The 15,966-nt window shown below is 68.9% G+C and carries 17 protein-coding genes and 3 pseudogenes; 9 read left to right on the top strand and 11 right to left on the bottom strand.

What is annotated here, in order from left to right; translation table 11 throughout:
- Positions 1-338 precede the first annotated feature (338 nt).
- Positions 339-497: pseudogene (locus ACWCP0_RS38580) on the bottom strand (IS701 family transposase); the annotation flags it as partial.
- Between the two features lie 75 nt (positions 498-572).
- Here ACWCP0_RS38580 and ACWCP0_RS38575 point away from each other — a divergent pair.
- The 7 genes and pseudogenes from ACWCP0_RS38575 (at position 573) to ACWCP0_RS38545 (ending at position 5,335) form a co-directional block, all read left to right on the top strand.
- Positions 573-812, top strand: coding sequence for a hypothetical protein (locus ACWCP0_RS38575; RefSeq protein ID WP_451083396.1), 240 nt, complete (start codon positions 573-575; stop codon positions 810-812).
- Between the two features lie 218 nt (positions 813-1,030).
- Complete coding sequence (locus ACWCP0_RS38570) at positions 1,031-1,729, top strand: hypothetical protein (RefSeq protein ID WP_451083392.1); 699 nt, start codon at positions 1,031-1,033, stop codon at positions 1,727-1,729.
- Between the two features lie 158 nt (positions 1,730-1,887).
- Complete coding sequence (locus tag ACWCP0_RS38565; protein WP_451083391.1) at positions 1,888-2,130, top strand: hypothetical protein; 243 nt, start codon at positions 1,888-1,890, stop codon at positions 2,128-2,130.
- Positions 2,131-2,563: 433 nt separating this feature from the next.
- Positions 2,564-3,495 (top strand): annotated as a pseudogene (locus ACWCP0_RS38560) (IS630 family transposase).
- Positions 3,496-3,569: 74 nt separating this feature from the next.
- On the top strand, positions 3,570-3,932 hold the full coding sequence (locus tag ACWCP0_RS38555; protein ID WP_451083390.1) for a hypothetical protein: 363 nt from the start codon (positions 3,570-3,572) through the stop codon (positions 3,930-3,932).
- 132 nt (positions 3,933-4,064) lie between these two features.
- Positions 4,065-4,820 (top strand): DinB family protein, encoded by a 756-nt coding sequence (locus ACWCP0_RS38550; protein ID WP_451083389.1) that lies wholly within the window; start codon positions 4,065-4,067, stop codon positions 4,818-4,820.
- Between the two features lie 167 nt (positions 4,821-4,987).
- Positions 4,988-5,335, top strand: a complete 348-nt coding sequence (locus tag ACWCP0_RS38545) for a DUF7336 domain-containing protein (protein ID WP_451083395.1) — start codon at positions 4,988-4,990, stop codon at positions 5,333-5,335.
- Here the strand turns inward: ACWCP0_RS38545 and ACWCP0_RS38540 are convergent.
- Positions 5,288-5,428 (bottom strand): annotated as a pseudogene (locus tag ACWCP0_RS38540) (IS5/IS1182 family transposase); the annotation flags it as partial. The gene ACWCP0_RS38545 and the pseudogene ACWCP0_RS38540 sit on opposite strands and share 48 nt — an antisense overlap.
- A gap of 343 nt (positions 5,429-5,771) precedes the next feature.
- Here ACWCP0_RS38540 and ACWCP0_RS38535 point away from each other — a divergent pair.
- A complete protein-coding gene (locus ACWCP0_RS38535; RefSeq protein WP_351236887.1) occupies positions 5,772-5,975 on the top strand; it encodes a cold-shock protein in 204 nt (67 codons plus the stop codon).
- Between the two features lie 100 nt (positions 5,976-6,075).
- On the opposite strand, the gene ACWCP0_RS38530 is transcribed toward ACWCP0_RS38535, so the two are convergent.
- Positions 6,076-6,243, bottom strand: coding sequence for a hypothetical protein (locus tag ACWCP0_RS38530; protein WP_451083388.1), 168 nt, complete (start codon positions 6,241-6,243; stop codon positions 6,076-6,078).
- A gap of 146 nt (positions 6,244-6,389) precedes the next feature.
- On the opposite strand from ACWCP0_RS38530, the gene ACWCP0_RS38525 reads away from it, so the two are divergent.
- Positions 6,390-7,148 carry a hypothetical protein gene (locus tag ACWCP0_RS38525; protein ID WP_451083387.1) on the top strand — a complete coding sequence of 253 codons (759 nt, stop codon included), beginning with the start codon at positions 6,390-6,392 and terminating at the stop codon, positions 7,146-7,148.
- Positions 7,149-7,747: 599 nt separating this feature from the next.
- Here the strand turns inward: ACWCP0_RS38525 and ACWCP0_RS38520 are convergent.
- From ACWCP0_RS38520 to ACWCP0_RS38485, 8 genes are all read right to left on the bottom strand, one after another.
- Complete coding sequence (locus ACWCP0_RS38520) at positions 7,748-9,199, bottom strand: aldehyde dehydrogenase (protein ID WP_451083386.1); 1,452 nt, start codon at positions 9,197-9,199, stop codon at positions 7,748-7,750.
- A gap of 103 nt (positions 9,200-9,302) precedes the next feature.
- Entirely contained in the window at positions 9,303-10,826 is a 1,524-nt protein-coding gene (locus ACWCP0_RS38515; RefSeq protein WP_451083385.1) for a GMC family oxidoreductase, read from the bottom strand.
- A gap of 220 nt (positions 10,827-11,046) precedes the next feature.
- Positions 11,047-11,880: an ABC transporter permease gene (locus tag ACWCP0_RS38510; RefSeq protein WP_451083384.1), complete on the bottom strand. Its 834-nt coding sequence runs from the start codon at positions 11,878-11,880 to the stop codon at positions 11,047-11,049.
- Positions 11,877-12,719 (bottom strand): ABC transporter ATP-binding protein, encoded by an 843-nt coding sequence (locus ACWCP0_RS38505; protein WP_451083383.1) that lies wholly within the window; start codon positions 12,717-12,719, stop codon positions 11,877-11,879. Before ACWCP0_RS38505 ends, ACWCP0_RS38510 begins: the two co-directional genes overlap by 4 nt.
- Complete coding sequence (locus ACWCP0_RS38500) at positions 12,716-13,792, bottom strand: ABC transporter substrate-binding protein (RefSeq protein ID WP_451083382.1); 1,077 nt, start codon at positions 13,790-13,792, stop codon at positions 12,716-12,718. The genes ACWCP0_RS38505 and ACWCP0_RS38500 overlap by 4 nt, the downstream gene beginning before the upstream one ends.
- Positions 13,793-13,802: 10 nt before the next feature.
- A complete protein-coding gene (locus tag ACWCP0_RS38495) occupies positions 13,803-14,177 on the bottom strand; it encodes a cupin domain-containing protein (protein ID WP_451083381.1) in 375 nt (124 codons plus the stop codon).
- Positions 14,174-14,740, bottom strand: a complete 567-nt coding sequence (locus tag ACWCP0_RS38490) for a flavin reductase family protein (protein WP_385425152.1) — start codon at positions 14,738-14,740, stop codon at positions 14,174-14,176. The genes ACWCP0_RS38495 and ACWCP0_RS38490 overlap by 4 nt, the downstream gene beginning before the upstream one ends.
- The gene (locus ACWCP0_RS38485) at positions 14,737-15,525 is read right to left on the bottom strand and encodes an IclR family transcriptional regulator (protein WP_451083380.1); all 789 of its coding nucleotides are present in this window, start codon (positions 15,523-15,525) and stop codon (positions 14,737-14,739) included. The genes ACWCP0_RS38490 and ACWCP0_RS38485 overlap by 4 nt, the downstream gene beginning before the upstream one ends.
- Positions 15,526-15,966: the final 441 nt, after the last annotated feature.

The following is a 15,966-nucleotide window of genomic DNA, read 5'->3' as shown; positions in this document are numbered from 1 at the left end:
CGAGACGGCCAAGCCCTACCGCTGGACCTACGAGGGCACCCCGCTCAAGGCAGCCTGATCAACACCCTCCACGAACTTCCGCGGAGCAGCACTAGTACTCCAGTGCGACTTCGTGATCTATGTGCGGGGTGCACGGTGAGCGGTCGTCGGTAGTGGCTTCGCCGAGCGGTGGCCTGGTGGCACCTGCGCCAGTTTGACCAGTTCAGCAGCCTGGTGGGGGACGTCGGTGGGGGGAACGGGGCTGCGAGCAAGTAGCGGATCTCCGGGATGGTCAGGTGTATCGGCTCGAGGCTGCGGGCAGGGCGGTTCGGGTCGGCGGGCCGGGCCGGGGCTGTGCCGGCGGCGACGACGGCCAGGAAGGCCAGTGCGAGCATGGCGAGGGTTATGTGCCGGTGCCATGCCGTCCAGTGCCTCACTTGGTCGTGGTCCAGACCGACTTGGCCCTTGGCGGCCTCGAAGCATTCTTCGACGCTCCAGCGGGTGCCGGCCACGCGAAGACGGCGGCCTCTTCGAGCCGCATGAGCTGGGCGGCCCCACTGAGCTGCTCGGCGTGGCCGGTGTAGGTGGCCATGATGCGTTCGTCGATCCGGCGCTGGCCCGCCGGGTCGGGCTCGGTACGCCGCAGCTGGGTCGAGAGAGCCGATGTGGTTGTGGGGATCGGCGCGGTAGTGGTCGGCGGCGCGCTCGAGCAGCGGGCGCAGCAGCGGATGGTTCTTCTTGTTCGCCAGCAGCGGTTCCGTCAGCGCAAAGACGACACCGGGGGCGGGCTCGGTCCAGCCGAGCGCGGTGTCGGCGATTCCGCCGCACGGTGACGGGCCGTCAAGAAGCTGACGCTCGCGGATCCGTGCGCGGAGTCCGGGCAGCGCGGGAGCCGTTCGCGCGCGTGGTGCGTCCCCTTGTGCAACGGTGCGAGGAGGATTGCGTGTCACAGAGCGGGACCGCGAGGCGGACAAGACTTCGGCTGGCGAGGCAGCGACCGGGACCGGACCGGGTGCGGGCGCGGGAGCTAGTCGAGGAGCCGGAGGTCGGCGTGAGGTTCGGGCGGCTGAACCTCCTCGGGGTGGGTGCGGTCGTCACGATCGTGGTGTCCCTCGGCGGCCTGGTGGCGACGGGAGTCGGCACGATCTGGGGCGCCTTGGTGGCGGCGGACCAGTTGGAGCAGTCCAAAGAGCAGAACGAGGACAAGCAGCGCGCGCACGCATCGCGTGTCTCGTACTGGATCACCGGGAGAGTGGCGGGCGACACCCGGATCCATGTGATGAACCGGTCTCCGGATCCCGTGGACCACGTGCGGATCCACTTCACGGCCGGGGAACTCTCCGAGTACGAAGACGGGCGCCTGCCCGGCCACAAGGATGTGATGTTCTTCGTCGTGCTGCCCAATCTGCCGCCGTGCACGGAGACGGTCATCGACGGCAAGTCCCTCCAGTACGAGGAGGGCGAGACCACTGAGAAGCCAGGAATGTCGGAACCTCTGCGCTCCGACCACGCCAGCCCGGACTTGTACAACGACCTGCCCGGCGGCACGTATCTCCAGCTGCGAGGCCTGAACTTCGTGGACCGCAACGGACTGCCCTGGACCAGGATGGACGGCAAGCTGACCCAGGAGAATCGCCGGCCTGACTCCCTGGGAGGAGCGTGGACGGGAGTTGTGGTGGGCGAGGCCAAGGTGGTGGGCGAGCCCAAGATGCGGGCCGTCGAGGCCTGCGGCGACGACGCCAAGAGCTGACGCCCGCCCTGGCATGACGGGGGCCGGCGGCTGCAGGTCGGGCATGCCTGCGCCGCCGGGCCCACTGCCGTGTGTGGGCTGCCGGGCGGCGGGTGTGCTGTGGCTCGTAGGATCGCGCTCCGGCCGCGCAGGGGTGGTGGCCTGGGAGGGGCGGGGCGATGTGGGACGGGATCGAGTTGTGGCTGCGGAAGGTCGGCGGGACGCTGTTGGTCGGGCTGCTCGTGACGGGGTGGGGGCTGGCGAAGGTGCGGTGGTGGCTGCCGTTGCGGGTGGCGTTCTTCCTGGCCGGCGTCGGGCTCGTGGTGGCGTGCGTGGTCGAGACGTGGAGGCTGGTGCGCAGCCCGGAGTCGGCCGAGGCGCAGTTGGATCGCCTGGGAGCGCAGCGGGAAGCAGGCGACTGACAGGCAGCTTCTCCACGGGCACGCCCGCTTGGCGGCCGGCGTGTTCGACGAAGCCGTTTGGGCTGCACTCGGTTGCTTCCGTGCCGCCGAGGAGCAGCGCGCCGACCGGAGGGGCCGGAACAGACCCGGCGGCGTCGGGCAGCAGGGTCGGCCACAGTGAGCGGAGACCGCCTTCGGCCGGCGGACAGGCGGCATCGGCGTGGGCGGCGCATGCGAAGGCGAGCGGGAGGTTCGTGGTGCCCGCCAGGGCGATGACCGTGAAAGCGGCCGCGGACAAGGCGGCGCCCAGGTGGCAGGGCAACGGCAGGCCGCGTAGGTCGGCCAGGCGTCCGAGCACGGGCAGGCCGAGGGCGGGCGTGACGCCGTAGATGGTGGCGAGCAGGCTCGCGGTGGCCAGGGAGTGGCCGTCGCTTGGGCGGCGAGAAGCAGGGCGATGGGCACGATGCCGAGCGGCAGGCGTGAGGCGACCAAGGAGAACAGGAGGCGGGAGCAATATCGGTGCTGCAGCACGGCCCGGAAGGATGGCGGGGTGCGTGGCGCCGGTGGCGCGGGCGGGCCACGCATCTGTCCACTCGCGCACGGCTGGGCTGATCAGCGGTGGACGTTGGCCCGCGTGAAGACCCTGATCGGTCGGATGTTCCACGTCTCCTACACCGTGGAGGGCACGTGGCGATTGTTGAAGCGGCACGGATGGTCGTGGCAGCAGCCAACACGGCGAGCGATCGAGCGCGATGACGATGCGGTGGCCCTGTGGAAGAAGGAGGTCTGGCCGCGGGAAAGAGCATCGCGGCGGCCTGCGACGGATGGATCGTCTTCGAGGACGAGGCCGGTCAGTCGCTGACGCCGCCGCGAGCCAGGACCTGGGGCCGCAGGGGCTGCACCCCGGTGGTCCGCGTACGCGGCCGGGGCTCGGGCCGGGTATCGATGGCGGGCATGACCTGCTACAAGCCCGGCGAGCGGTCCCGGCTCTTCTACTCCGTCCGCGAGTACACCGGACGCAGGGACCAGCCCAAGGGCTTCGGCTGGCGCGACTTCCGCGACCTGCTGATCCGCGCCCGCATTCAGCTCGGCGGCCCGATCGTCCTGGTTTGGGACATCGTCCGCTTGCACCTGGCCAAGCCCCTGCGGGAGTTCATCGAAGCGAACGCGGACTGGCTCACGGTCTTCCAGCTGCCTACCTACGCGCCCGACCTGAACCCGCAAGAAGGTATCTGGTCGCTGGTCAAGCGCGACATCGGCAACCTCGCCGCCACTGACCTCAGCCAGATCACCCGCGCCGTGAAGCGCAAGCTCACGATGCTGCAGTACCAACCGGAGGTCATCGACGGCTGCCTCGCTGGCACCGGCCTGGTCCTGGACGCGTGACACGCCGGCCGGCTGAACGGCGATAGGTCGGGCGCGTTCAAAGCCAAATGTCGCTGGTCAGATACGGTGATGGGATGACCGAGAGCCTGCCTGCCGACGTGGCCGACGTGCTTGCGGCAGTCCTGAACACGGACAATCCGGTTCATGCCGCGCTCCGAAGGCAGGTTCCGCAGCTCAGCGTTCGAGCGCGCTGCACATGCCGGTGCGGTACCGCCTACTTCGAACTCGACACCAGCGAGGTGGAGCCCGCGCCCACCGGCCCCAGCACGGTCGTGGCGGCCGAAGCGCAGCTCGTCACCGAAGCCGGCGAGTGCCCCGGTGAGGTCCTGGTCTTCACGCAGGGCGGCTACCTGTCGTGGCTGGAAGTCTGTTCATGGAGCGACGACATCGAAGTGACACTGGCCGCCGCGCGTCACTGGCTGCAGACACGCTCTTGATCTCGAAAGGCCAGCGTTCAGCGGTCTCCGCGGCACCACCGACATCACGAGTTCAAGTTCAGTAGCCGGCACCCGCCTTACGTTTGCGTCCGGACCTCACGCGCCACCCGATCGATCTGGGACAATGGCGCGATGGCGGTGGAGTACACCCATACCGATGCGTTCCGCGGTGCAACCTTCAGGGACGCGGATCTCACCGGCGCGACGTTCCGCGACTGCGACTTGACCCAGGTCAGGATTGTCGGTTCGGAGGTCACCGACCTCCGGGTCTCCGGGCACGGCGGACGGGTCGGCAGGGTCGTCGTCGACGACGTCGACGTCACCGCCTTCGTGGGTGCCGAACTCGACCGGCGACACCCGGAGCGCGTGCAGCTGCGGGCGATGAGAACAGCCGACGACTACCGCGCTATGTGGGACACCGTCGAACGCCTCTGGTCGGACACCATTGCCCGGGCCGAGCGGCTGCCGGAAACCGCACGCCACGAACGAGTCGACGATGAGTGGTCCTTCGCCGAGACGCTGCGCCATCTCGTCTTCGCCGTCGACACATGGGTGGGTCGGATGATCGTTGCCGAGCCAATGCCGCACCACCGGTTCGGCCTGCCGCCTACGGACCATCCCAGCGCGGGCGCGCCGGAGCTGGGCATCGACCTCGAGGCCCGTCCGTCGTACGCCGAGGTGATGGCGGTGTACGCCGGCCGCAGGGCACGGATGCGCCGCGTCGTTGGGGCCGTGACCGACACCGAGCTGGAACGGATCCGCACCGCTGTGCCGGCGCCTGCCTGGGGCCTGGAGTCGCACTCGGTCGGCGACTGCCTTCGTGTGGTGATGGAAGAACATTGCGAACACTGTCGCTACGCAATGCGCGACCTCGCGCTGCTCTCGTAACGCAGTTAAGGCAAGGGGCCGCCCGGCCCGCCGCCGGACATCCCCACACGCAAGACTTTCAGTGATCTTCTAGGAGCTCTCGTTCGGATCTTGGTGGGGCATGCTCGGGCTGAAGTGATCGGGTGGGCGCGAGGCATGAAGGTGCTCGGAGGTAGCCTGCATCGGTGATGGTCTATCTGCTGTGGCACATCGGACATCAGAATGAAGCCGGTGTGGATGGGACCACTCTGCATGCTGATGGTGGGAGTGTGTTCATCGACGAGCGGGACGGTGACGATGCCAAGCTGCTCGGCGTCTATTCCTCCCCGGCCAAGGCCGAGGAGCGAATCCGTCGAGCGCGGCTCCTGCCAGGCTTCGCTGACGAACCGGAGTGCTTCGTCATCGATGACTACATGCTCGACGAGGACGAATGGACAGACGGTTTCGAGCCCGAGTTCCCCTTTGTCCGTGTCGCTCCGCCCCCGAGCTCACCGAGCCGACCACATGAAGATGCCTGCGATGTGCAGCCCAGCTAGGTAGATGGTCGCGGTCTTGTCGTACCGGGTGGCGAGGCCGCGCCATTGCTTCAAGCGGTTGATGCACCGTTCGACGGTGTTGCGCTGCTTGTATGTCGACGTTCGCGTAATGACGTCGGACACATGCACTCACCTCCTCGGCTGGGTACCCCAACCTGCCGCCGGCCCGCCGCCAGAAGTCGACGCGTGCCCTGGGGGCCCCGCACCACGGAAACGACCCGACAACCAGACGCTTTTGGCATCCACCACACGGAACGGCGACGACCCGGGCACGCGGCCGTGTAGCGTCGCTTCCAGCTGTCGTGGTTCCGAAGTCCTTTCCGCCCGTGAGCACGTGCACGGGCGGTTTTGCTGTTCAGCATCGCTGAGGACCCGGCGATCACCTCAGGCTTCCGCACGGTGCGGTAGCCGACATCGAGTCCCTTGGAGGGCGTGCATGGCCAGCGGAACCGTGAAGTGGTTCAACGCGGAGAAGGGCTTCGGCTTCATCCAGCAGGACGGCGGAGGCCCCGACGTCTTCGCCCACTACTCCAACATCAACAGCACCGGCTTCCGTGAACTGCGGGAGGGCCAGCAGGTGACGTTCGACGTCACCCAGGGGCAGAAGGGCCCGCAGGCGGAGAACATCACCCCCGCGTGAGCCAGACGCCTGTCCGTCCCCGCACGGGCGGGGACGGACAGGATTCGCGCCCGAACCCGGCGCGCTGCTTCACCCCTTGCGTGCCGGGCCGCGCACCCGGCTACAGCGCAGCCGCAGCCTTCTCCTCGGCCGGCGCGCTCTCGGCAGCAGGGCCGGGCACCGAGACTGTGCCGGTGTCGCTCTCGGACGCCGTGTAGAACACGTCTGTGCCCTGCTTGGTGCGCTCGGCCAGGCTCTTGGTGATGAGGGTGTTCAGTGCGTTGCGCACCAGCTTGGGGTTGGTGACCGCGCGCGCCAACCTTGCCCGTTTGCCACTGAAGCTTGACGACCACGTGGTCCGCGCCATCGAAGGTGGACAGGGTTGTCCCCTAACCTGGCGGCGCATGATGATGACACCGTGACCCGGGGGGATGCATGGACTCGTTGTCTTTAGTCTCGGCGGTCGTCGCCGTCTGCGGTGCGGCGGTTGCCGCGCTCTTCAGCTATTGGCAGCAACGCCGCCTGCGGTCATGGGAGCAACGCAACTACATGGACCGGTACGGGGCCTCCCTAGCGTGGGCCGCGTTCGATCTGCAGACCAGGCTCTACAACATCCTGCACGGCCACGTCGTCGACCTGGACTCCTCGCGCGGCGCCGGCTTCCTGACATCCTTCCTCACGCGGGGCACCGATCGCGAGGCCGACTTCGTGCGGCGCAGCACGGTCTTCGTGCTCGCCGAATACCTGGGCTGGGTGGAGATCCTGCGCCGTGACATCCAGTTCCTCGACCTTGGCCGGAGCCGCGTCAACACGCAGATCATGCTGCAGATCTCACAGATCGGCGCGAGCCTGGCCAGGATCGACACGGTGAGCAATGAGCTGCGCCTGTTCCGCGTCCAGCAGCGAGCTATCGGCGAACTGATGGTCCATCCCGATGGTGAGCCGGGTCGGCGCCGCTGCCTGGGCTACGCGGAGTTCTGCGCGAAGCTGGAGCACGACAACGGCTTCGCCGAGTGGTTCTCCGTCCTGCTGGCGGACATGGACCGGCTCGCTGCGGACACCGCCCCGGCCATCACTCGGCTGCAGGATCTGCAGACGCAGTTGGTCACGCTGATCGACCTGCTGGATCCGAAGAGGGCACGCTTCCCGCAGTTCCGGCTCGCCTTCGACCGCGACAGCCACACCCTGGGGTGAGCGCCGCGCCCACTGGCGCGACGCTCACGTGACAGGCTCGCACCCGCCTGACCTGGAAGGTCAAGGTCCGATGGCACGAACCCTGTAGTGGCCAATCTTCGATGGCAATCAGTGAATCTTCGCTGCCGACGTTGGTGAAGTCGGCGGTCAGCATCTGGGCGGCATACTGCTCCGGCTCGACGTGGCCGCCGACCGCGTGGCGCTCCAGCTGTTCGTAGGCCTCGTCGTCGACCTCGATACGGATTTCCCTGGCCATGCCCCACGATATCGGCAGCAGCCTGCGCGGGGGAGGGCAGGTCTGTGAACCGGACTCGCAGCGCGCGGGAGGCGCACGGGTGGGTTGGCAGACCCTCCACCACGCCCTCGACAACCCCCAACGACATCCGCGCCTACCGCGTCCGTGACGCGCGGCGCCGGGCTGCGCGCGAGGCTGCCGCCGAAGCGGCGGAGAAGGAGCGCCAGGAGCAGCTGCGCCAGCTGCAGGTGGCGGCGCGGCGTGATGAGGAGGAAAGGGCGGCTTTTCCGGGGCCAGCGTCTGCCCTGGTGTTCTGGTCCAAGGCGGTCGCCTTGGACCAGAACACCAGGGCCTGTGGGGTCGATCAGGATACTGCGTTGTAGATGGACTTGGATTGCAGGTAGGCGGTCAGGCCCTCTGGGCCGAGTTCCCGGCCGAGACCGCTCTGCTTGTACCCGCCGAACGGTGCGAGCGGGTCGATCTGGTAGCCGTTGACGCCGATCGTGCCGGTCTGGATGCGGCGGGCGGTAGCGGTGCCGCGTTCGGCGTCGGCGGTGTAGACCGCGCCGCCGAGTCCGTAGGCGGAGTCGTTGGCCAGAGCCACCGCTTCGTCGTCGCTGTCGAAGGGAATGACCGCGAGCACGGGGCCGAAGATCTCCTCCTGGGCGATCCGCATCCCGTTCTCGACGCCAACGAAGACCGTGGGCTCGACGTAGTAGCCCTTGGGCAGGTGGGCCGGGCGGCCGCCGCCCATGAGCAGCTTCGCGCCCTCGTCGAGGCCGGATCGGATGTATCCCTCGACACGATCGCGTTGGCGCTCGATCGCCAGCGGCCCGAACGTGGTGGTGGGATCGAACGGGTCGCCGGTCACAAGCCGGGCAAGGGTGTCGCGCAGGCCATCGCACACGTCGTCGTAACGGTCGCGGGCCACCAGGATCCTGGTGCTGAGCTTGCAGCTCTGGCCCGATCCGGCGAGGCTGACGTCGACGACCTGGGCGAGGAAGACGTCCAGGTCGGCGTCGTCGAGGACGACGGACGCCGACTTGCCGCCGAGCTCGAAGGTCCCCGGCTTCATGGCCTGGCCGCACTGGGCGGCGATCGCCCGGCCCGCCACCGTCGACCCGGTGAAGGCGACCTTGTTGACGCCTTCGTGGGCGACCAGGGCGGCACCGGTCTCGCGCCCGCCGGTGACGATGTTGACGACCCCGGCGGGCAGTGCGGCGGCTTCAGCCGCATCGGCGATGAATGCCGTGCTGAGCGACGTCTCCGGTGCCGGCTTGAGCACGGCCGTGCAACCGGCGAGCAGCGCGGGGGCGATTTTCATGTAGGCCAGGTTCAGTGGACCGTTCCACGGCAGGATCAGGCCGGCCACGCCGATCGGCTCCCGTCGTACGAGTGTGGTGCCGCGGGCCTCCTCGAGCGGGAAGGTCTCGGCCAGCGAGGCGTAGTACCGCAGGATCCCGGACGCGGCCCCGACCAGCTCGGCGCTGGTGGTGAGCACCACGCCGTTCTCGGTGGTGACGAGTCGGGCGGCCTGGTCGGCCCGCTGGTCGAGGCGGTCGGCCATCGCCACCAGGAACGAGGCCCGCTGGACCGGGGTGAGCGCGGCCCAGTCCGGCAGTGAGGCCCGCGCCGCCCGCACCGCGGAGTCGACGTCCTCGGAGTCGCCGTCAGGGGTGGACCCGATGACCCCCTCGGTCGCCGGGTTGACTTCGTGGATGCGGTCCCGGCTGTGGCTCGGCCGCCAGGCTCCGTCCACGTACATGGTTGAGCGGTCGGTGTCGATTTCCAACGGCGTGAGGCTGCTCTCAGTCATCGATTCCATTCCTTGCTGCGGGAGTGGGGAGTGCAGGGGGTCGGGGATCGGGTCGTGCCCGTGGTGGTGCCGGTGGTGGTGCCGGGGGCCGTGTGCGGGGCGTTCACTGTTCCGCTCTGAGCCACGCCGCGACGCGCTCGCCGATGACGACGCAGGTGAGGTGGGTGTTGGCACGGGGGATGTCCGGCATGACGGAGGCATCGGCCACACGCAGCCCTTCGATGCCGCGCACCCGGCACCGCTGGTCCACGACCGCCTCCGGGTCGCTGTCCGGTCCCATGCGCGCGCTGCCCGCCAGGTGGACGTAGTGCGAGACCGTGCGCAGGACCTGCTCGGCCGCGCTGTCGGCGTCCGCGAACCGCGCGTTCAGGTCCACCACGGGCAGCACCCGGCCGTCGTCGAAGGTCGCGCGACCGTCGTGGTGGGCAGCCAGTTCGGGGGAGGCGGCGAGGGCGCACAGGTGCCGCAGTCCCTCGGTGAGTCTGCGGATGTCCTCGGGGTCGGAGGCGAGGTTCAGCCGGATGTCGGGGGCGGTGTGCGGGGAGCGGCCGGCCAGCCGCAGTACGCCGCTGGAACGCGGCCGCATCAGGCTGGTGGCCAGGCGGAGGGCGGGCTGCGCGACCTGGTGGATCAGCAGGGTCTGCATGTCGTTGCGATCCGCGGATCCGGGGGCGGTCCACTGCAGCACCGTCTCCCAGTACGGTGCCGCCGCGTGTGCGGGTCCGTCCGTGGCCGTCAGGTTGACTGCGAGCTGCGCGTGGTCGAGCAGATTTGCCCCGACCCCGGGCAGGTCCGCCGCCACATCGATGCCGAGCGCGGACAGTTCCCCGGCCGGTCCGATGCCGGAGCGCAGCAGGATGGCCGGGGATGCCGCCGCACCAGCGGCAAGGGTTATCCGGCGGCCCGCCGCCTGCTCGCGGAAGCCGTCGCGCTCGAACTCGACCCCGGTTGCGCGGGTGCCGTTCAGCACGACGCGGTCGGTGACGCAGCCGGTCTTGATGGTGAGGTTGGGCCGGGAGCGGGCCCCGTTCAGATAGGCGAGCGATGTGGACATGCGCATCCCGTCGCGCTCATTGGCCGGGCCCGGCCCCGCGCCGGTGGAGTGGGGAGCGTTGTGGTCCGCCGTGAAGGGGTGTCCCAGCGTCAGGCAGGCGCGCAGGAACGCGGCGTGTACGGGGACGAGGCGGTCCTCGGCAGTGCGGTGGATCGGTGTGGGGCCGCCGGTGCCGTGGAACGCGGGATCGCCGCACGGGTCGTCCTCGATCTGCCGGAAGACGGGCAGGAGCGCGTCCCAGCCCCACTCGTCGTTGCCCTTGACAGCCCACTCGTCGTAGTCCTCGGGAAGACCACGCAGCGCGAGTGCGGCGTTCACCGCCGACGATCCTCCGGTCAGCCGGCCCCGCGGATACGGTGCGCGTCGGCCGGGCACGACTTCGGCCGTGTAGCCCCAGTCGTGGTCGAAGGGCACCCGGCGGGTCGCGAGGACGCCGGCGGGGGTCTGCCGCTCCGTCGGATAGTCCGGGCCGGCCTCGATCAGCAGGACTTGGCGGTCGGGGTCCTCCGAGAGGCGTGCGGCCAGCACGGCGCCCGCCGAGCCGGCCCCGATCACGATGTCGTCATAGACCATGTAACTTCCCTTCGGAAATCGCGGCCGGCCCGGACGGTCCAGCGCGCTTGTCGGTGCGGGCAAACGGCACGGGCGGGGACCAGGGGTGACGCGGAGTCACCGCAAGCGCCGGGCCTCGAAGGCCGATGTGCGGCATGCGGCGTCGCCGGGCATCCGTGAGCCGGTCGAGGGGAGGCGGCGGTGACCCGGCCGGGTGGCCTGGTCGGACGCTGGGGGCTGCTCAGCGCTGGCGACGCTGCCAGGGAACGGCGAAACGTTCCAGCAGGCTGACGCCTCCGTAAGCGAGCGCTCCGAGGAAGCCTGCGACCGCCATGACGGCCAGGCAGTCCTGGAGCGAGAGGATCTGCCAGGCGTGCCAGATGAGGTAGCCGAGCCCCTTGTTCGCGGCGAGGAACTCCACGGCCGTGGTCGACGTGAGGGCGAGTCCCACTGAGACCCTGAGCGCACCGAAGATCGCGGGCAGAACGGCGGGGAGGGTGATCCGCCGGTACAGGTCGAGTGTGCCCGTGTTGAAACTGGCGGCGACGTCGCGGTGGATCGGGTCGATGGAACGCACTGCGCCCATGGTGCTGATCGCTATGGCGAAGAAGGGAGCCAGGGTGATCTCGAGGACATTGGCTCGTTCGTTGAGACCGACCAGGATGAGGATGAGCGGGAACATGGCGATCCTGGGCAGTGGGTAGAGCAGGGCGATCACCGGGTTGAGGATCCGGTGGGCCGTGGTGAACAGGCCCGTGGTGAGACCGACGAGGATTCCTGCCGTGACGCCGATGGTCAGGCCGGCGAGGAACCGCAGGACAGTCGCCTCCAGGTGCGACAGCAGCCCTTCGTGGAGGAAGAGTTCGACCATGCGAGTGCCGACCGCGGTGGGTGGCGGGAGCACGCGTGCGTCGATGAGGCCGAGCCGGGCCGATGCCTCCCACAGGAGCAGCAGCACCAATGGGCTGGCCGCCGCCGACAGAAGGCGGCCTGTGCGCGAGGGACGGCTCGGCGTCCGGCCCGCGCGTGCCGCAGCGCCAGAGGCTTCGGCGGGCTTGGGGGCCAGGGTGGTCATGAGGCCTCCTGACCGGTTCCGCCGCGTAGGGAGACGACCTCTTCGCGCAGCGAGTCCCAGATCGTCTGGCGCAGTTCCACGAAGCGGTGGTCGTTGCGCAGGTCGATGGCGTTGCGGGGACGCGGCAGAGTGATGTCCACGACGGACTTGATGCGCCCGGGGCGCCGCGAGAGCACGACGACACGGTCACCGAGGGTGATGGCCTCGTCGAGCGAGTGGGTGATGAACACGACCGTCTTGCGTGTGCCGTCCCAGATGCGCAACAGGTCGTCCTGGAGGATGAGCTTCGTCTGCTCGTCGAGGTTGGCGAACGGTTCGTCCATCAGGAGCACTGCCGGGTCGTTGGCGAACGCCCTCGCGATGTTGACGCGTTGCTGCATGCCCCCGGACAGTTGTGCGGGGTAGGCCGACTCGAACCGGGACAGGCCGAGCGCCGCCACGAATCGCCGTGCTGTGTCCAGCCGTACCGCCTTCTTCACGCGCCGTACGGTGAGTCCGTACGCCACGTTCTCGAGTACGGTCATCCACGGGAACACGCCCTGGTTCTGGAACACCATGGAACGCAGCGGGCTGCGGCCGGCGTCCAGCGTCCAGCGCACCTCGCCGGTGGTCGGCTGCTCGAGGCCGGCGAGGATGCGCAGCAGGGTGGTCTTCCCGCAGCCGCTGGGGCCGACGATGCACAGGAACTCACCGGCCGTCACGGTCAGGTTGAGGCTGTCGAGGGCGGTCACCTCGTCACGTCCGTAGGCGAACGATTTGCGGACGTCGGCAATCTCGATGCCGTCCGTCGTGGTCCTGGTCTCGGGAGCGGCGTCCGCCAGCTGCTGACGGGCCGTCACCGCGAGCCGCCTGTTGCCGTACTGAGGGCTGTGGTGTCGACGAGTTCGCCGACCGGAATCTCGCGGGGGACCAGCTTCTCCCCGGACCAGAAGTCCTGGACCTTGGCCAGGCCCTTCTCGTCGACGGCCCCGTCGGGGGTGTAGTACATCAGCCCTCCTACCGCGTTGAGGGTTTCTTGCTTCTGCTTGGTCCACTTCGCCGCCAGCGCCAGGAGCTCCGGCGTCCATGAGCCGTGCGAGGCGTTCACCTCCTTGACCGCGCGCAGGTACGCGCCAAGCACCTTGCGGGCGTCGTCCGGGCGTTCGGCGGCGAACTTTTCGGACGCCGCGAGGAACGTCTCCTGGTACCAGGGGACGACGGAGTTGTATCCGAGCCACCGGACGCCGAGGCCCTCGACCTCGGCCAGGGTGGCGGCCGGCTCGCTGATCACCGTCGCCTCGACCGTGCGGTTGCGCAGGAACTCCACCGAGTCGACGGGGGTCCGCGCCCGGTGCTCCAGCTTTACATCCGCCGGCTCGACGCCGGCGCTCAGCAGGGTCTGCCGCATCAGGAAGTCGGCGGGATTGCCCTCTGCGGACCCGTCCACCCTGCGGCCCTCCAGGTCCTTCGGGCTGCGTATCTCGCCCGTGTCCCAACGGTCCTTGCGGACCACCAGCACGGAGCCGTCACGGTAGCCCTTCCGCGGTGCGGTCAGGTTCGCGAGCAGTTTGATCCTGAAGCCCTGGTCGTACTGGTTGAAGAGCGAGGGGCCGGAGACGGCCGGGCTCAGGTCGATGTCGCCTCGGGCCAGCAGGGGGATCTGGTTGTTCGCGGACCCCTGGTAGGTCGTGAGTTCGACGTTCACGCCGGCGTCGCGGAAGTACCCCCGGTCGATGGCGAGCATGATCGGCAGGTACTGGAGCTGGGCCGGGTTCAGGGCCAGTTTCACGGTGGGCCGGGAGCCTGACTCGGGGGCGGAGTCCGCCGTCCCGCAGGCGGATACCGTCGCGACCGCCGTCGTCATCAGCAGGGCAAAGGCGATCGGGCCGGCGTGGCGGTTGCGTGCGACAGGTGTGCTGCGTCCAGTGAACACGATGGCCCTCCTACCTCTCGAATCTGCTGCCGGCCACGTACGGCGGGTCGTAGATGACCAGGAAGACGAGGTCGTCCTCGCCGGTGTTCACGAAGCTGTGGACCTTGCCCTTGGGCACCTTCACGATCGTCCCGGGCACCAGGTCCGCGGTCTCGTCGGCGACCTGTACGGTGCCGGTGCCGCGGATGAAGTAGAACGCGTGGTTGTAGGGGTCCCGGTGCGGCTTCGAGCTGCCGCCCGGGCCGATGAGGCCCAACTGCGCGCTGTAGAGGTCCGTGTAGTCCTTGTCGATCACGCTCTCGCTGAACGCGAAGCCGACGCCGGGGACACGGGGGTTGTCGAGCTTGTTCCAGACGATGTCATCGGGTTGGAGTATGTGGCTCACCGCTTCGTCCTTTCGGGCCGGGGCACGTCGGCCGCACCGATCGGCGCACCGAGCTGGTGATAGGTCGAGTTGTGGCAGACGAGGGGCGCGGCGCTCTCGATGGCGGCGGCGCCGTGGTCCCGTACGTGGCCGACGAAGATGGTGTGGTCCCCGCCCTCGTACTCGGCCCACTTGGCGCAGACCATCCACACGAGGGCGCCCTGGATCACCGGGCAGCCCAGCCGGCGGGTCATGGGTACGTCGAGCTTTGCGGGACTCCACGGCCGTCTGGCGTAGAAGTCCGCGATCGGACCCTGGTCCGCGCTGAGGACGCTGATGCCGAAGGTCCCGTCCGACTGGGCGAGCAGCCGGTGCATCCTGCCGGGCTTGTTGACGCTGACGGAGCAGAGTTGCGGCTTGAGCGACACCGAGGTGAAAGAACTCGCCGTCATGCCGTAGACGCCGTCCCCGTCGGCGACCGTCACCACGGCGACACCGCTGGGGAAATGGCGCAAGGACGTGCGGAATCTCAAGAGTTCCTGCTCGTCGGGTTCGTTGGCTTCCGAGGGTGCCTGTACTGTCATGATCCTCTCCCATCAAGGTTCCACTCCCGGTCGTGCGGGGTGGCGAGCAGCGTGCCGTAGTAGTTGCTGATGGCCGCGCCCACTTCGATCAGGCGGGGAGCGATGGACATTGCGCGGTCGGCCGGGAACCGGGTAGGAGGCCCGCCGATGCCCAGGGCGCCGACGGCCTGTTCGATGCCGGCCCGCACCGGAACGGCGATGGTGCAGACATTGGCCTGGGGATCGGCGACGATCGCGAACCCCTGCGCCCGGACGGTGGCGAGCACATCCTCGATGACAGCGGGATCGCCGGGCGAACCGGCGTTCGCCGCCGACTCCATGGCGATGTCGATGCGCTGCTGCCGCGGCAGCCAGGCGATCAGGCACTGGCCCAGCGAGGAGGAGAGCGCCGGAGTCCGGTCGCCGATTCCGATGCGCGGCTGCACCAGGTGGCGGGCCGGAATCCATTCCACGTGCATCACATGCGCGCCGTCGAGGACACCGAGCGCGATGGTCTCCCCTACTTCGGCGGCGAGCTCCTGCATGTGAGGCTTGGCGAGTTCCCGCAGCCGCAGTCGGCGCAACGGGGCCTGGCCCCACTGGAAGAGCCGCAGTCCCACCCGGTAGGAGCGGTCGGCCGGATCCTGCTCGACGACGCCGGCCTCCGACAGAGCGCCCAGCAGCCGCTGCACCGTCGAAGGCGCCAGCTCGAGCTCGCGTGCGAGCTCGTTCACGCCTGCCGTGCCGGATCGCGACAGCTTCTCCAGCACGGCCATGGCTCTGGCGACCGATTGAACTCCTGACAAGACCTCAACCTCCATTCCACGATGCGGCATGGCCGTCCCGACAGATAGAATATTACGCAGGCGTGACGGTCGTCGCAATACCTCTATGCGGTTGTCGCGAGGCAAACTTGCTTCCTCCGTGCGGCGCCCGCCTGGCGGGCAGGGGTTGTGGTGGCCGGCTTGCAGTGAGAGCGGAAGTCGGGGTCCCGGGCGGGATGTAGCGCATTCTTGACTGTCGCCATCAAGGCCGCATACTTGGCTCATCGGGTCGCGCGGGAGCCGTTCGCCGCAGTGTCGGCGGATGCACGGCTCACGCTCTGCGGGACGTCGGTCCCTCCCGCCGGGACGACTTCCCCGAGTTGCCGGCCGGAGTTCACACTCACCCGGCTCGATGATCCGAACCTCACCACCCTCACCGCCGTTGCGCTCTCACGCGTCCGCGCACGGATCCCGGGCGACGCC

Source organism: Streptomyces sp. NPDC001970 (assembly GCF_053594115.1).
Note: the sequence above shows the minus strand (reverse complement) of the source record. Positions and strands in the feature narration are given on the sequence as shown.

Bases quoted from the DNA above. Each gene is read 5' to 3' on its own strand.
- ACWCP0_RS38575 (WP_451083396.1), top strand. From the start codon at position 573: ATGCGTTCGTCGATCCGGCGCTGGCCCGCCGGGTCGGGCTCGGTACGC.
- ACWCP0_RS38565 (WP_451083391.1), top strand. From the start codon at position 1,888: ATGTGGGACGGGATCGAGTTGTGGCTGCGGAAGGTCGGCGGGACGCTG.
- ACWCP0_RS38555 (WP_451083390.1), top strand. From the start codon at position 3,570: ATGACCGAGAGCCTGCCTGCCGACGTGGCCGACGTGCTTGCGGCAGTC.
- ACWCP0_RS38550 (WP_451083389.1), top strand. From the start codon at position 4,065: ATGGCGGTGGAGTACACCCATACCGATGCGTTCCGCGGTGCAACCTTC.
- ACWCP0_RS38545 (WP_451083395.1), top strand. From the start codon at position 4,988: ATGGTCTATCTGCTGTGGCACATCGGACATCAGAATGAAGCCGGTGTG.
- ACWCP0_RS38535 (WP_351236887.1), top strand. From the start codon at position 5,772: ATGGCCAGCGGAACCGTGAAGTGGTTCAACGCGGAGAAGGGCTTCGGC.
- ACWCP0_RS38525 (WP_451083387.1), top strand. From the start codon at position 6,390: ATGGACTCGTTGTCTTTAGTCTCGGCGGTCGTCGCCGTCTGCGGTGCG.
- ACWCP0_RS38520 (WP_451083386.1), bottom strand. From the start codon at position 9,199: ATGACTGAGAGCAGCCTCACGCCGTTGGAAATCGACACCGACCGCTCA.
- ACWCP0_RS38515 (WP_451083385.1), bottom strand. From the start codon at position 10,826: ATGGTCTATGACGACATCGTGATCGGGGCCGGCTCGGCGGGCGCCGTG.
- ACWCP0_RS38510 (WP_451083384.1), bottom strand. From the start codon at position 11,880: ATGACCACCCTGGCCCCCAAGCCCGCCGAAGCCTCTGGCGCTGCGGCA.
- ACWCP0_RS38490 (WP_385425152.1), bottom strand. From the start codon at position 14,740: ATGACAGTACAGGCACCCTCGGAAGCCAACGAACCCGACGAGCAGGAA.